This is a genomic window from Psychrosphaera sp. B3R10 (genome assembly GCF_018861025.1).
GTDB lineage: Bacteria > Pseudomonadota > Gammaproteobacteria > Enterobacterales > Alteromonadaceae > Psychrosphaera > Psychrosphaera algicola.
Window position 1 is genome coordinate 27,927 of the sequence record NZ_JAHKQH010000045.1, and the last position, 14,023, is coordinate 41,949.

At 41.0% G+C, this 14,023-nt stretch carries 16 protein-coding genes; 11 read left to right on the forward strand and 5 right to left on the reverse strand.

What is annotated here, in order from left to right:
- From mlaD to murA, 5 genes are read left to right on the forward strand one after another with little or no spacing between them, the layout of a single operon-like run.
- A complete protein-coding gene (gene mlaD, locus KO525_RS17820; RefSeq protein ID WP_215965195.1) occupies positions 1 to 471 on the forward strand; it encodes an outer membrane lipid asymmetry maintenance protein MlaD in 471 nt (156 codons plus the stop codon).
- Positions 464 to 1,129: a phospholipid-binding protein MlaC gene (locus KO525_RS17825; protein ID WP_215965196.1), complete on the forward strand. Its 666-nt coding sequence runs from the start codon at positions 464 to 466 to the stop codon at positions 1,127 to 1,129. Before mlaD ends, KO525_RS17825 begins: the two co-directional genes overlap by 8 nt.
- Before the next feature lie 3 nt (positions 1,130 to 1,132).
- The gene (locus KO525_RS17830; RefSeq protein WP_215965197.1) at positions 1,133 to 1,426 is read left to right on the forward strand and encodes a lipid asymmetry maintenance protein MlaB; all 294 of its coding nucleotides are present in this window, start codon (positions 1,133 to 1,135) and stop codon (positions 1,424 to 1,426) included.
- A gap of 27 nt (positions 1,427 to 1,453) precedes the next feature.
- Positions 1,454 to 1,711: a BolA family protein gene (locus tag KO525_RS17835; RefSeq protein ID WP_215965198.1), complete on the forward strand. Its 258-nt coding sequence runs from the start codon at positions 1,454 to 1,456 to the stop codon at positions 1,709 to 1,711.
- Positions 1,712 to 1,726: 15 nt separating this feature from the next.
- Positions 1,727 to 2,989 (forward strand): UDP-N-acetylglucosamine 1-carboxyvinyltransferase, encoded by a 1,263-nt coding sequence (gene murA / locus KO525_RS17840; RefSeq protein WP_215965199.1) that lies wholly within the window; start codon positions 1,727 to 1,729, stop codon positions 2,987 to 2,989.
- Between the two features lie 2 nt (positions 2,990 to 2,991).
- On the opposite strand, the gene KO525_RS17845 is transcribed toward murA, so the two are convergent.
- From KO525_RS17845 to KO525_RS17865, 5 genes are all read right to left on the reverse strand, one after another.
- The gene (locus tag KO525_RS17845) at positions 2,992 to 3,537 is read right to left on the reverse strand and encodes a DUF6436 domain-containing protein (RefSeq protein WP_215965200.1); all 546 of its coding nucleotides are present in this window, start codon (positions 3,535 to 3,537) and stop codon (positions 2,992 to 2,994) included.
- Between the two features lie 2 nt (positions 3,538 to 3,539).
- Entirely contained in the window at positions 3,540 to 5,021 is a 1,482-nt protein-coding gene (locus tag KO525_RS17850; protein ID WP_215965201.1) for a methyl-accepting chemotaxis protein, read from the reverse strand.
- Between the two features lie 109 nt (positions 5,022 to 5,130).
- On the reverse strand, positions 5,131 to 6,207 hold the full coding sequence (locus tag KO525_RS17855) for a trypsin-like peptidase domain-containing protein (protein ID WP_368668253.1): 1,077 nt from the start codon (positions 6,205 to 6,207) through the stop codon (positions 5,131 to 5,133).
- A gap of 108 nt (positions 6,208 to 6,315) precedes the next feature.
- A complete protein-coding gene (locus KO525_RS17860; protein ID WP_215965202.1) occupies positions 6,316 to 7,698 on the reverse strand; it encodes a DegQ family serine endoprotease in 1,383 nt (460 codons plus the stop codon).
- A 99-nt stretch (positions 7,699 to 7,797) separates the two neighbouring features.
- Positions 7,798 to 8,229: a ZapG family protein gene (locus KO525_RS17865; protein WP_215965203.1), complete on the reverse strand. Its 432-nt coding sequence runs from the start codon at positions 8,227 to 8,229 to the stop codon at positions 7,798 to 7,800.
- Between the two features lie 147 nt (positions 8,230 to 8,376).
- On the opposite strand from KO525_RS17865, the gene zapE reads away from it, so the two are divergent.
- The 6 genes from zapE (at position 8,377) to KO525_RS17895 (ending at position 13,980) form a co-directional block, all read left to right on the forward strand.
- Positions 8,377 to 9,471, forward strand: coding sequence for a cell division protein ZapE (gene zapE, locus KO525_RS17870; RefSeq protein WP_215965499.1), 1,095 nt, complete (start codon positions 8,377 to 8,379; stop codon positions 9,469 to 9,471).
- 262 nt (positions 9,472 to 9,733) lie between these two features.
- Positions 9,734 to 10,162, forward strand: a complete 429-nt coding sequence (gene rplM / locus KO525_RS17875) for a 50S ribosomal protein L13 (protein ID WP_215965204.1) — start codon at positions 9,734 to 9,736, stop codon at positions 10,160 to 10,162.
- 13 nt (positions 10,163 to 10,175) lie between these two features.
- On the forward strand, positions 10,176 to 10,568 hold the full coding sequence (gene rpsI / locus KO525_RS17880; protein WP_215965205.1) for a 30S ribosomal protein S9: 393 nt from the start codon (positions 10,176 to 10,178) through the stop codon (positions 10,566 to 10,568).
- Positions 10,569 to 11,357: 789 nt separating this feature from the next.
- Positions 11,358 to 11,951, forward strand: coding sequence for a ubiquinol-cytochrome c reductase iron-sulfur subunit (petA, locus tag KO525_RS17885; protein WP_215961845.1), 594 nt, complete (start codon positions 11,358 to 11,360; stop codon positions 11,949 to 11,951).
- Positions 11,951 to 13,219, forward strand: coding sequence for a cytochrome bc complex cytochrome b subunit (locus KO525_RS17890; RefSeq protein ID WP_215965206.1), 1,269 nt, complete (start codon positions 11,951 to 11,953; stop codon positions 13,217 to 13,219). The genes petA and KO525_RS17890 overlap by 1 nt, the downstream gene beginning before the upstream one ends.
- Entirely contained in the window at positions 13,219 to 13,980 is a 762-nt protein-coding gene (locus KO525_RS17895; RefSeq protein WP_215965207.1) for a cytochrome c1, read from the forward strand. Before KO525_RS17890 ends, KO525_RS17895 begins: the two co-directional genes overlap by 1 nt.
- The last annotated feature ends 43 nt before the right edge of the window (positions 13,981 to 14,023 follow it).

Consider the following 14,023-nt stretch of genomic DNA (forward strand, 5'->3'; position numbering starts at 1 on the left):
ATGACATCTCGAAAGTTTGAAATAATGGTTGGTTTTTTTGTCGCGTTGGGTATTGCAGCTTTGATTTTCTTGGCTTTAAATGTGGCCAGCGCAGGGGTTACAGGGTCGGGTCAGACATATAATCTTTATGCAAAATTTGACAATATTGGCGGTTTGAAAGTGCGTAGCGCGGTTAAAGTTGGTGGTGTTGTTATTGGTCGAGTTGAAGAAATCACACTTGATCCTGTTGATTATGCACCAATCGCAAAACTTGCAATTGATTCACGATACAACAACTTCCCAGACACAAGTTCGTTGTCCATTCTGACCTCTGGTTTACTCGGTGAACAGTATTTAGGATTGGAACCTGGGTTTATCGACGAAACCGTTGAAATATTAGGTGAGGGTGGCTTTATTGAAGATACGAAGTCAGCCTTAGTACTTGAAGAGTTAATTGGGCAATTTTTATTTAGCCAGGGTAATCATGATTAAACATTTTTCTTTATCGCTTTTATTGGTCGTAGGGCTTGCAGCCCCAGTTTATTCAGCACCGGTAAAAACTGAAAACATTACTGATTTATCAAACGTAGATAAATCTGATCCATTTGGATTAGTGCGCGTTGTTGCAGACCGTTTATTTAGACGTATTGCACGTGAACAAGAACAAATTCAGCTAGACCCAGAAGTTCTACGTGGTGTTGTTGCAGAGCAATTAGCTCCAACGATTAATCACAAATTTGCAGCGGCAAAAGTTTTGGGTCCTTATTATCGCCAGACCACTAAAGAACAAAGGGAAGAGTTTTATGAAGCTTTTCGTTCTTATTTAATCGCGACTTACGCTGGTATTTTGACTTTATATAAAGACCAGCAAGTTATATTTGAACCTTCTACACCGGTTACTGGTAAACGCGTGCAAGTTAAAGTTCGTGTGTTAGATGAAGGTCGTCCAGATATTCCAATTTCATTTGTATTGCGTAAAAACAAGCAAGGTGAATGGGCCGCATACGACATGGTTGCACAGGGCATCAGCGTGTTAAATAGTAAAACGCAGGAGTTGCAGGGGCTAATCCGCCAACAAGGCATAGAGTCTGTTACTCAGTTTTTATTAGAAAAAGCCGCTAAGCCAATCGTCACAAAAGACCTAGGTTAACCCATGTCAGTTAATGTTAAACGCGATAAGAATAAGTTAATAATTGACGGTGAATTAGATCGATTTAATTTATCTGATGATGCACTTTACGAGTTTTTAGCGTTCGATGATCGGGTTGAAATAGACCTTGAAAAAGTGATTAACATAGACACCGCAGGTGTCGCGTACCTGTTAAAGGTTGTCGATCATTATCAAAAATTACACAAGCTTGTTACGATTTGCGGCGGTTCTGAACAATTAATTGCTTTAGCGAATATAAGCAACGTGTTAGAGTTACTGCCATTACATCGCAATTAAAAATTCAGTTCCAATTTTGAGCGTATTATGGATTTAAACCAAATCAAAACCCTTTTAAATGAACAACTTGATTTAAGTGAAGTTATTGTTAAATCAGACGGTTCACATTTTCATATCACTGCTGTAGGCGCCTGTTTTGACGGTTTGTCTCGAGTGAAGCAACAACAATTAGTTTATAAACCTTTGTTGGCAAATATTTCTGACGGCAGCATGCATGCAGTTAGCATTAAAACCTACACCCCTGCGGCGTGGGAAAAAGACAAAAAACTTCAACTCCTTTCCTAACTACAAGTTGTTCCTATGGAAAAATTGCTAATTACCGGTGGTCCAGCCCTTAGTGGCGAAGTGACCATTTCCGGTGCTAAAAACGCCGCACTGCCTATATTAATCAGTTCTATTTTGAATGAACATCCGTGTGTGTTTCATAACGTTCCCGATTTGCGGGACATTGTTATCACCCGCCAATTGTTAGAACAGCTCGGGACCAAAACAAAGCAAGTGGGTAATACTGTCACCATTGATGCTGGTCCGATTTATTCAACAAATGCCCCATATGATCTCGTCAATATGATGCGTGCTTCAATCTTGGTATTAGGCCCACTTCTAGCGCGATTTGGCCATGCTGAAGTATCGTTACCAGGCGGTTGTGCAATTGGGGCGAGACCTGTTGATTTGCATATCGAAGGGTTAAAGAAGCTCGGTGCTGAAATTACAGTTGAAGCTGGTATGGTTAAGGCGAAAGTTGATGGTCGCCTCAAGGGTAATCGGATTTACATGAGCACGATAAGTGTTGGTGCAACTGAAAACTTGATGATGGCCGCTGTTTTAGCCGAAGGTACCACAATTCTTGAAAACGCTGCGCGTGAGCCTGAAATTGTCGACCTTGCCGTATGTTTAAATAAAATGGGTGCCAAGATCACTGGTGCTGGTAGTAATAACATCGAAATTGAAGGTGTTGATACATTAGTGGGTTGTGAACACACTGTGTTACCTGACCGTATCGAAACTGGCACGTTTTTAGTGGCGGCTGCGGTAACAGGTGGCGACATTGTTTGTCGAAATACAGATTACCGTTTGATTGAACCTGTTATCGAGAAGTTGCGTGACGCAAACGCGATTGTTGAATGGGATGATGATTCTATTCGGCTTGATATGCGCAATCGTCAACTTAAGTCAGTGAATATCAAAACACTAGCGCATCCTGGTTTCCCAACGGATATGCAGGCCCAATTTACAATTTTAAATGTAGTTGCAAAAGGGGTAGGGACGATTACTGAAACGATTTTTGAAAATCGTTTCATGCACGTCCCTGAACTACGCAGAATGGGCGCTGAGATCCAACTTGAAGGCAACACTGCTATTTGTACTGGTAGTGATAAGCTAACGGGTGCACAGGTTGTGTCTACTGACTTGAGAGCATCAGCTAGTCTTGTCATTGCAGGCCTTGTAGCGAAAGGTACAACACAACTTGACGAAGTGTTTCATATCGACCGTGGTTACGAAAAAATTGAAAAGAAACTGATCGCGTTGGGCGCTCTGATTGAACGTGTCGACGAACCTTAGTTTTAAGATTCTAAGGCTGTTACTGCACAGTAGCAGCCTTTTGTTTGCGAAATAACCGCAGCGCCTACTGCAACTGATTTCCCCATATTAGAAATAAATGACTCCACGATTCCATTTCCAATAGTACAGCTGTATCCAGCAGAATAGGGCCCTAAATACTGTAACTCACCGTCCTGATCAAAAACAGCAACTGCAGGTGTGGATGGGATTAAAGCTAGCATGTCTTTTGAATCTTCGTTGATAACGACATTAGACATCAAGTGTTCCTGGGCAAGCAACTTAACACTATTTATGTGCTCCTCTGCCGCCTTATTACAGTTGCACTGTGATTGGCTAAAATGCACTACGGTATTATTTAGCTGAGGTGCATATTGCTGTATTCTCGCTTTGAAATCTTGATCAAATGAACTCGATGCAGCCTGCGTTACCAACTGTTGCTTAGGATCAAACTCTGTTAACGTTTTAATGGTTGTCAGGTAGAGCAAGATAATGACGACACTTGCCCAAATCGCCATTGCGACGGCCCAATACCACCTTGTCGACTTCATTGTTACACTTCGAATTTTTGTAATTCGTCGTTGAGTTCACCAATATGCAACTGCAAATTCTGCATCTCTTGCTGCGTCAAAGAAATGTTTTGATCTAAAATGGAAGATAGATTTTGCATCTCTTGTGTTGCGCTAGAAATCGCATCGGATACGTCGGATTGATGAACCGTTGCGTCAGCTACTGACGTAATGTTATCTGCAACTAATTTGATACTAGAAACGACTTTATTTGCAGTATCTGACATTCGCTCAGACTGTTCCACAGCTTGGTCAACTTGGGAAATACAGTTGCCCATTTGCGTTACCGATAGGCTGGCATCCTCTATCAAGGTTTGTACTATTTCACTAATCCCCTGAGCATTTTCACGAGTTTTTGTAGCCAGTTGACGCACTTCATCGGCCACTACGGCAAAGCCGCGTCCATGCTCACCCGCTCTGGCTGATTCAATGGCGGCATTTAACGCGAGCAGGTTTGTTTGATCAGATATCGCGGTTATTGATGTCATAACTTCGGTGATTCGGTTGCATTTTGATGATAAGTTTTCAATTGTGCCAGCGGTAGATGAAATGATCTCTTTCAATTGCCTAATGGTTTGGTGAGAGTGCGTTATGGTTTCTTGGATCTCTAAAGTTGAGCCCTGAGCTGATTTTGCACTATCACTTACATCCTTGGCGCGATTTGAAATGTCAGAATTTGCCATCGCCATATTTTCCACAGAACGAGCTATCGATTCAACTTGACCTGTGCCTTGCTCTGAGTAGGCCATCATTTCTGTAGAGGTATCTACCGCTTGTTGAGTTGCGGTTAACGCTGTATTTGCAGTGTTTTTCGTTTGTTCAATTAAAGATTTAAAGGACATGATCAGTCGATTATATTCGTTTAATGCAGGCAACTGGTTAGGAATTGGCACCGTCAGGTCAAATTTCCCAGAATGAGCCAAAATCTGATGAATCGAATTTTGAACAGCATAAGCGGCCACCCCTTCGTCGTGGCTGTCTTTTGCAATATACATTAGGATACAACCTTCAATCACGGCAAATAATGCATGAATGACTAATATGTAAACTGCAAGATGACCGGCTTCAAATACATAAACAGGCATGTTCTGTAGTTGCAAAATAAAGAATAGGACATGGTGGACTGCAACGACCAAAACACTCGTGAGGATAACTTTCCAATCTCGATAAAATATCAAAATGGCAAGCAACGAAAATATCTCAAAATGAATTTCGGTTAAACCCTGCGCTAAATGGATATGCAGGGCGGTTGCTAATTGAATTGCAATTGCGACACAATGACGCGTGATTGATTCATAAGGTTTTTGGGTTAACAGCAATAATGGGAATGCGGCTATTATCCCGCCGATAATGAGTGCCTGTGTAAAGCTATCATTAAAGAGCCCAATAACTAGGCCAAAAACTAACTGTGAGATTATGACATAAATAAATGTCTTATTGGCTTTTCTTAACCATGGATACTGCATAACCACTCCGAATTTAAAATCTACTGCTTGTGTTAAGCGTAGTATTTTAAATGGCAAATACAAATTTAGTCATTGCATGCAGTTTTGCAGTTGGTCGAAGGGTAATCCGTTATCGACTGGTTTCAAGTCTTCCGACTTCAACGTCCTTATTTAATAAATTGCCATTTCGGAACAGTTTAAAAGTTATGATGCTACCGGGCTCGACGTTTTCAACAAATGACAATAGTTCACTTAAACTGATAAGTTGTTTGCCGTTAACCGACAACAGTACGTCATTTGCTTTTAAACCTGAAGCCCACGCCGGACCGAGGGGATCAACACTTGTGATCTGGATACCAGCGATAGACTCAACACTGCTTCTTACCGGTGCCCCCATTTGGTTTATTGCCGTACCGCTGAGTCCTAAATAACCCCGCTTAACTTCACCATCGGCGAGCAGTTTATCCATAATATTTTTTGCTTGTTTGTAAGGAATAGCAAAAAATATCCCTTGAATACCAGTCCGGTCTGATTGTGCAGACGCAGTATTGATGCCGACCAACATTCCCTTCGAATTTACTAAGGCACCGCCTGAATTACCTACATTTATAGCTGCATCCATCTGAATCAAATCGCCATGGCTTGGGCCTGGCGTTAGGCCGCGTTTGCCAGAGGCACTGATAATGCCCTGAGTAATAGTTTGGCCATAATTTAATGGGTTACCGATGGCTAGAACAATATCGCCTACCTGCGCTTCTAGGTCTGGATCTTGTGGGATAGTAGGTAAGTTGGTGGCGTCAATTTTTAATAATGCCAGGTCGGTGACTTCGTCCAAACCAATAACTTCGGCACTAAAACGTCGTCCATCCTGTAAATCGATGTAGATAATCTCGGCGCTATCAACAACATGGTAGTTGGTGAGAATGTGCCCATTCGACGCCATAATGACACCTGAACCAAGATCGTTAATTGCCTGCGTTTGATTAAAGTTACTGTGATTAACAACAATAGAATAGATATTAACAACTGCAGGCGCTGCCAATTTAACTGCGTTGGCAAATGACATGGCCTCCTGATTAATGACTTTGTCAGTAAACTGGGTAATACCAAGATTTGAACGCAGTTGTGGGTTTATAGCGATGACAACCAACGCAGCTGCCAAACCATAAGCAATCGCATTAAAAATATAACGGAACTTCTGCAACACTGGCTGTCCTTAACTTACTGTAAATTATCTATAAAGTTGTCACTGTTGGGCCAATGAGAACGGCCTACAATGTTGGATATTGTAGGCCGTTCTTGAGTAAAAAGCGAGTTATCGAATGAGTATGAATAATGAACTGCCACCGCGAGATACATTAAGCGCCATAACGCCGCCGGAATTTTCCAGTGATTCTCTTAGTTCGGTAACGGATATTACTCGTTTATTATTAACTGCAACTATGACATCGCCATCTTCAAGCCCTACCATAGCGGCGGGTGAACGTTCTGCAACTTCAGAAACAACGACACCAGCTTCGCCTCGTTTTGTCTCGCCCGCAGCTAGTTTTGCACCTTTTAATGATGGGTGAATATTTTCCGCAGTAACCACAGGTTGGTCAGCAGCACCTAATACAACGTTGACATCAACTTCATCGCCGTCTCGTAATACTTGTAGTTCAACTTTTGTGCCTGCGCCTTTAGTTGCGACTTTACTTCTTAATTCAGTAAATGAACGTATTTTCACGCCGTCAACATGAGTGATAACGTCACCTGATTTAAGCCCGCCTTTTTCTGCCGAGGAGTCTGGCATAACTTGTTGTACAAAAGCACCTTGCGCCAGTTTTAGACCAAATGCGGCCGCGATATCTGAATCCATGTTGGCGCCTTGGATACCTAAAACGCCGCGTTTGACTTCACCAAATTCGATGATTTGTTCAATCAAGTTATTCATCATTACTGAAGGTATAGCAAAACCTATCCCAACGTTACCGCCGCCCGGGGCAATAATCGCCGTATTAATACCGACTAACTCACCGTTAAGATTGACCAACGCACCACCAGAATTTCCTGAATTTATAGCGGCGTCAGTTTGAATAAAGTCTTCATAACCGCCGTTACTCGTGTTTAACCCTGTGCGTCCTTTTGCACTGACAATACCGGATGTAACGGTTTGACCTAAACCAAATGGATTACCAATGGCAACAACAAAGTCCCCTACTCGAATTTTATCTGAATCGGCTAGTTCCATTTCTGTTAAATTGTCGGGTTCAATTTTTAACACGGCGATGTCGCTTTGTTCATCTCCGCCCAATTTTTTTGCTTTGAATTTGCGGCCATCCTTTAGGGTGACTAATATTTCATCGGCGTCATTTATTACATGGAAGTTGGTAACGATGTAACCCTTATCTTTGTCAATAACCACACCAGAACCTAAACCTTGAAATGGTTTTTCTTGAACTTGCGATTGACCTCGTCGTTGACCAAAGAAATATTGAAATGGGTCCATTCCAGCTTTGACTTCTTTACTGCCCTTAACCGAAATGTTGACAACGGCAGGCGTTACCCTTTCCACCATAGGAGCCAAAGAAGGGACTTCGTCTTTGAATGATGAAAATGGAAACGCTGCGTGTGCAGGAAGGCTCATACTGAGACTTGATAATACAATTGCTGAAATAGTGGTTAGTTTAATGATTTTAGTTTTTACCGAAACTGACATTTTCCGTACTCCTTAAATAGAATCACTGAAACAGACAGGATTAGCTTGGCTAAGTTCACTGTTGAAACATAATGTTACTTTTTAAAATCAAAGTCTGTGTTACACACTTTGTTTTTTGTTTAAATTTTCGCCTTCAAATACACCTGATTTTGTAGATGAATAATCCAATGGTTGATCTGAAAGCATTGTTTTTTCGCGTTTTTTCGAATCTGCACTTTGCAATATTTCAGTCGCCTCTTTAGAAAAGAATGGGAATGAAGGTGTTTTAGGTGCTTTATTAAGCAGACTTTCAGCTTCTTGGATATTGCTATTAATGTGGCGCGACATTTCGTCTAAGTTAGTTGCAACTGAACGAAACTGCGCAAGTTGATCTTGCCAATCTTGCTTTAGTTGCGCTTGATCTTGTTGGCACTGGTTTAATGCAGTTTGTGTTTGTTGGACCCCTGAATCCCACTTGCCTCTAAGTAACATAATTCCGATGCCGGCAATCAAGCCCAACAGAAATAATAAAATACCAGTCAAAATTTCCATAACTACTTCCTAAATAATAAATTTACGTCTTTTATCATAATTGATTATGTCTCAGAACGCCTATGCCATGTTACTATTTTCTTTATATAGTCAAAATTAAAAATTTAAAGCGTAGAACTTAATATTATGTCGAATCCGACCACTGAAATGACTCCTTGGCAACAATATCAGACTGATTTGCAACGTAACGATTTCCAGCATGATGCTGCACAAGAAAATGCCGTTAAAAACTTACAACGTTTATATGATGATTTAGTGCTAAATCAACAAACTGAAAAGCCGAGCTTTTTTTCAAAATTGTTTGGTAATAAGTCGAAGCCCCAAACGGCTCAGGGAATTTATTTTTGGGGCGGTGTTGGACGCGGTAAAACGTATTTGGTCGATACCTTTTATGAATGTTTGCCAATTGAAAAAAAACTACGCATTCATTTTCACCGCTTTATGCACAAAGTGCATGATGAGTTAAATTCGTTAAAAGGTGTTAGTGACCCGTTAAAAATTGTGGCGAAACGCTTCGCCGAAAAAACACAGATTATTTGTTTTGACGAGTTTTATGTTTCCGATATAACTGACGCAATGATTTTAGGAACATTATTAGAAGAGCTGTTTAAGCTAAATGTTGTATTTGTAACGACTTCAAACATAGTGCCGGACGATTTATACAAAAACGGGCTACAGCGCGCTCGATTTTTACCAGCGATTGCCTTATTAAAGCAACATTGCGATGTGGTTAATGTCGACTCTGGCGTTGATTATCGTTTGAGAACATTAAAAAAAGCTGAAATTTTTCACTCACCACTCGATGCACAGGCAGATAGCAACCTACATAAGTATTTCAAGCAACTTGCTCCTGAAGTGGGCAAGCAGAATTTCATGATAGAAATTGAAAGTCGTAAAATTCAAACGCGTGAAGTGGCAGACGGGGTAGTGTGGTTTGACTTTGGTGCACTATGTGAAACAGCGCGTTCGCAGCTAGACTACATGGAGATCAGTCGAATATACCATTCTGTTTTACTTTCAAATGTAAAAGAAATGGGGCAGAACAATGATGATGCTGCTCGTCGATTTATTGCTATGGTTGATGAATTTTACGAGCGCAAAGTAAAGTTGATCATTTCAGCGGCAGTCCCCTTGGATCGACTTTATACCACAGGTACATTAAGTTTTGAGTTCAGACGGTGCATCAGTCGACTGCAGGAAATGCAAAGCCACGAGTATCTGGCCGAACCGCATATTCCTTAGGTGAGTTAAAGTAGGTTTGGTTTAAAGCAGCGTGTTTTAACAAAAATAGACTTATTGCTTAGATTTACATAATTTTGTTCATTTTTTAGGTGATCTTTCTTTGTAAATCTGTATAATCCCGCGCCTACCCACCGTTACTAACCTTATTGCTTTAGCCGGCATTAGGTTACGCACTCGAAGGGGTGCAAATGAAATGGGGTATTTTGTTGTCAAATGACAGCAACTTACTGGCTTAAAACTTTAATTTATTAGGTTCTAGATAATGAAAACCTTTACTGCAACACCATCTACCATCACTCGTGATTGGTATGTTGTCGATGCTGAGGGCAAAACCCTTGGTCGTATCGCAACAGAAATTGCTCTACGTTTACGTGGCAAGCATAAGCCTGAGTACACTCCGCACATGGACACTGGTGATTACATCATCGTTGTTAATGCAGAGAAAGTAACTGTTACTGGCAACAAAGGCCAAGGTAAGATTTACTACTCTCACTCTGGTTACCCAGGTGGTATTAAAGATATCAATTTTGATGACTTACAAGCTAAAAAGCCTGAAATGATCATCGAAAAAGCAGTTAAAGGCATGTTGCCTCGTGGTCCTCTTGGCCGTGCAATGTTCCGTAAACTTAAAGTGTATGCTGGCGCTGAACATTCTCATGCTGCACAGCAACCACAAGTTTTAGATATTTAAGGAGCATATACCAATGGCTAATACTCAATACTATGGAACAGGTCGTCGTAAGAGCTCAACAGCTCGCGTATTTCTTCGTCCAGGTACAGGCAACATCTTAATTAACAAGCGCACTATCGAAGATTTCTTTAGTCGTGAAACGGGTCGTATGGTTGTTCGTCAACCATTAGAATTAACTGAAACATTAGGTAAATTTGACCTATACGTTACAGTTAAAGGTGGCGGTACTACAGGTCAAGCTGGTGCAATTCGTCACGGTATCACTCGCGCACTTATCGAATTTGATGAGTCTTTACGTCCTTCATTACGTCAAGCAGGTTACGTTACTCGTGACGCTCGTAAAGTTGAACGTAAGAAAGTGGGTCTACATAAAGCACGTAAGCGTCCACAGTTCTCAAAACGTTAATATTTATATTACGTTTATCAAATCAAAAAAGTCTGCTCACGCAGACTTTTTTTTTTGCCCCAAGGATGGGGCAACACCCGGTGGCCATGGATGGCCAAAGAGGGTGTTCATAAGTTCAAACTTATAGCTGGGATAAGACAAGGATGGGGCAACACCCGGTGGCCATGGATGGCCAAAGAGGGTGTTCATAAGTTCAAACTTATAGCTGGGATAAGACAAGGATGGGGCAACACCCGGTGGGCACGACTACATGGATGTAGGAGGTAGAATGAAGCAGGATGCCAGAATCGATGGATGCCCAAGAAGGGTGTTCATAAGTCATTTGATTAACGTTTTTATGCCAGTATTTAAACCCGAACGTGTGCCACCCGTCTGCACTTTTTGTGTTTCGAATTATGGGATAAATATTTAAGTTGTGCATTTTTAGTGCATAAAATAATGACTCGTTTGGTGGTACGTAAAAACTCCGCCATAGTCGTCCAATTGAAATTTTGAGGCTGTTTGGTTACTAGCCGCCAATTTTTTGATGAAGTCAAAAGTGTTCAGCGACTCAACAAAGAGCAAAACGTTAGGAAAATAGACAGATATCGACTTAACTAACTGGTTAAAATGTAGCCGTTAATGGCATAATCATTAACTATTTGAATTTTTCTAACCTATCTTTGTATATTGCCTTGTTTTACATAGGGCTTTTTCGGTAGAATCGTAGAAATTACAAGAATTTTAAGAACCAGCTACAATTAGTTGACTCTTAGACGCTTTTTAATCCTAATCGCGGAGAAAAATTGGATGAGCAATGCGCCCGTAGACAATAGTCGTCGTCGTTTCCTTACCGCCGCCACCTCAGTTGTAGGTGGAGCTGGTGTGGTAGCTGCGGCAGTGCCTTTTATTGCTTCTTGGAACCCGAGTACTCGAGCTAAATCAGCCGGTGCTCCAGTGGAAGTAGATATTACCAAAATAGAGCCGGGTCAATTGATCCGCGTTGAATGGCGAAGCAAGCCAGTTTGGATCGTTTATCGAACCCCTAAAATGTTAGAGCAAATTTCTAGCATTTCAGAAGACAATCTAAAAGATGCTAATTCGACAGCAGACCAGCAACCAGAATATGCCAGAAATGCGTATCGTTCTAAAAAAGAAGAAATCTTTGTTGCAGTTGGTATCTGTACTCACCTAGGTTGCTCACCAAGTTATCTGTCTGATGGTTATCAGGAAATTGTTGAAGGGCAAGACTCTGGATTTTATTGCCCTTGTCATGGTTCAAAATTTGACATGGCTGGACGTGTATTTAGCGGTGTACCAGCGGGGGCAAATCTACAAGTTCCGCCTCACTACTTTGTCAACGATACAACGATCTTGATCGGTGAAGATGGAGGAGCTGCATAATGTTTAAAAATTTAGTTGAATGGATTGATGCTCGCATCCCAATGACACGTACATATGAAATGCACATGTCAAAATATCCTGCGCCTAAAAACATGAACTTTTGGTACGTATTCGGTTTTTTAGCGACTATCGTTTTGGTAAACCAATTGGTTACTGGTATCTGGTTAACAATGAGTTACGAACCATCTGCAGCGGGCGCATTCGCCTCTGTTGAATACATCATGCGTGATGTTGAATATGGTTGGGTTATTCGTTATATGCACTCTACTGGCGCATCGGCGTTTTTCGTAGTGGTTTATCTGCACATGTTCCGTGGCTTAATGTATGGCTCTTATCAAAAACCACGTGAGTTATTGTGGTTGTTTGGTATGTTCATCTACCTTGCACTTATGGCTGAAGCCTTTATGGGATACCTACTTCCATGGGGTCAGATGTCTTATTGGGGTGCTCAGGTAATCATCGGACTATTTGGTACTATCCCAGTCATTGGTGAAGACCTTGCGTTATGGATCCGTGGTGACTACGTCGTATCGGGCGCGACATTAAACCGTTTCTTTGCTCTACATGTTATTGCATTGCCTTTAGTTATCGTTATTTTGGTTTTCCTTCATATCGTTGCATTACACGAAGTGGGTTCAAACAACCCTGATGGTGTCGATGTTAAACGTCCTAAAGGAACCGTAGCTGACGAAGACAAAACAAAATTCGAATTCCATGAATATTACACGTCGAAAAAAGATTTACTCGACGATGTTGTTCCATTCTTCCCGCATATGGTGTTGAAAGACTTGATGGCGTTTGGTGTATTCTTGTTTATATTCACCTACATCATGTTCTTCAATCCAGATTTTTACGGTAAGTTTATTGAACACCCTAACTTTGAACCGGCTAACAATCTTAAAACACCAGAGCACGTATTCCCGGTTTGGTATTTCACTCCGTTCTACGCGATATTGAAGGCTGTTCCAGATCCATTCGGTGGCATGGTTACAATGTTTGCTTCAATTATCTTGTTAGCGTTAATTCCTTGGATCGATCGCGGTAAAGTTCGCTCATGGCGTTACCGTTGTGGTTTACACAAAGTGAACCTAATTATTTTTGCAATGGTATTTATTGTTTTAGGTTATCTCGGGGCGACCCCAGCGACACCGTTTAAAGAAACCATGGCGAAACTATTCACCATAGCCTACTTTATGTTCTTCGTGGCGTTATGGTTGTACAGTAAAAACGAAAAGACTAAACCATTGCCTGAAAGGATCACAAAATAATGAAAAAGTTTATTAAGACTCTTGGATTGTTAGTTGGTTTAGTTTCAACGTCTGCATTTTCAGCAGGTGGTGGTCATTTACCGTATACAGTAGATATTGATTTAACAGATAAGGCATCTCTTCAAAATGGTGCTAAAACGTTCATGAACTACTGTTTAGGCTGTCACCAAATGCAATACCAACGTTACGAACGTACGTTTAACGACTTAGGTATTCCACTTGATCTTGGTTTAGAGCATTTAGTTTTTACTAAAGGCACAAAGATTGGTGAGCACATTAAAAATGCGATGCCAGCGGATGACGCCAAAAAGTGGTTTGGAGCTACACCTCCTGATTTAACTTTGGAAGCACGTTTGCGTGGTCCAGATTGGATTTACAGCTACCTAAAATCTTTCTATGTTGACCCTTCACGTCCATTTAACGTGAACAACACAGTATTTAAAGATGTTGGTATGCCACATGTATTGCAAGAACTACAGGGCGTTCCTACAAAACAAGAAGTTTTTGAAGAACGTTTAATCGACGGTGAAATGAAACGTATCTCCCTTGGAGAGCAAATTGTTGTTGATGGTTCTGGTGAGCTAAGTGAAGATGAATATGACGTTGTCGTTCGAGATTTAACAAATTTCATGGTTTACATAGGTGAACCAATGATTTTAGAACGTGAAAGCATGGGCTGGAAAGCCATGTTATATAGTTTCATATTCTTCGTATTTGCAGTGCTCTTGAAGAAAGAGTACTGGAGAGATATTAAAAAATAGTAATACTATAATATTCAAGTAGTTAACTATTCTAAAGTATAAA

Bases quoted from the DNA above. Each gene is read 5' to 3' on its own strand.
- KO525_RS17860 (WP_215965202.1), bottom strand. From the start codon at position 7,698: ATGTCAGTTTCGGTAAAAACTAAAATCATTAAACTAACCACTATTTCA.
- mlaD (WP_215965195.1), top strand. From the start codon at position 1: ATGACATCTCGAAAGTTTGAAATAATGGTTGGTTTTTTTGTCGCGTTG.
- rpsI (WP_215965205.1), top strand. From the start codon at position 10,176: ATGGCTAATACTCAATACTATGGAACAGGTCGTCGTAAGAGCTCAACA.
- KO525_RS17825 (WP_215965196.1), top strand. From the start codon at position 464: ATGATTAAACATTTTTCTTTATCGCTTTTATTGGTCGTAGGGCTTGCA.
- KO525_RS17835 (WP_215965198.1), top strand. From the start codon at position 1,454: ATGGATTTAAACCAAATCAAAACCCTTTTAAATGAACAACTTGATTTA.
- zapE (WP_215965499.1), top strand. From the start codon at position 8,377: ATGACTCCTTGGCAACAATATCAGACTGATTTGCAACGTAACGATTTC.
- KO525_RS17845 (WP_215965200.1), bottom strand. From the start codon at position 3,537: ATGAAGTCGACAAGGTGGTATTGGGCCGTCGCAATGGCGATTTGGGCA.
- KO525_RS17890 (WP_215965206.1), top strand. From the start codon at position 11,951: ATGTTTAAAAATTTAGTTGAATGGATTGATGCTCGCATCCCAATGACA.
- KO525_RS17850 (WP_215965201.1), bottom strand. From the start codon at position 5,021: ATGCAGTATCCATGGTTAAGAAAAGCCAATAAGACATTTATTTATGTC.
- rplM (WP_215965204.1), top strand. From the start codon at position 9,734: ATGAAAACCTTTACTGCAACACCATCTACCATCACTCGTGATTGGTAT.
- KO525_RS17830 (WP_215965197.1), top strand. From the start codon at position 1,133: ATGTCAGTTAATGTTAAACGCGATAAGAATAAGTTAATAATTGACGGT.
- murA (WP_215965199.1), top strand. From the start codon at position 1,727: ATGGAAAAATTGCTAATTACCGGTGGTCCAGCCCTTAGTGGCGAAGTG.
- KO525_RS17895 (WP_215965207.1), top strand. From the start codon at position 13,219: ATGAAAAAGTTTATTAAGACTCTTGGATTGTTAGTTGGTTTAGTTTCA.
- petA (WP_215961845.1), top strand. From the start codon at position 11,358: ATGAGCAATGCGCCCGTAGACAATAGTCGTCGTCGTTTCCTTACCGCC.
- KO525_RS17865 (WP_215965203.1), bottom strand. From the start codon at position 8,229: ATGGAAATTTTGACTGGTATTTTATTATTTCTGTTGGGCTTGATTGCC.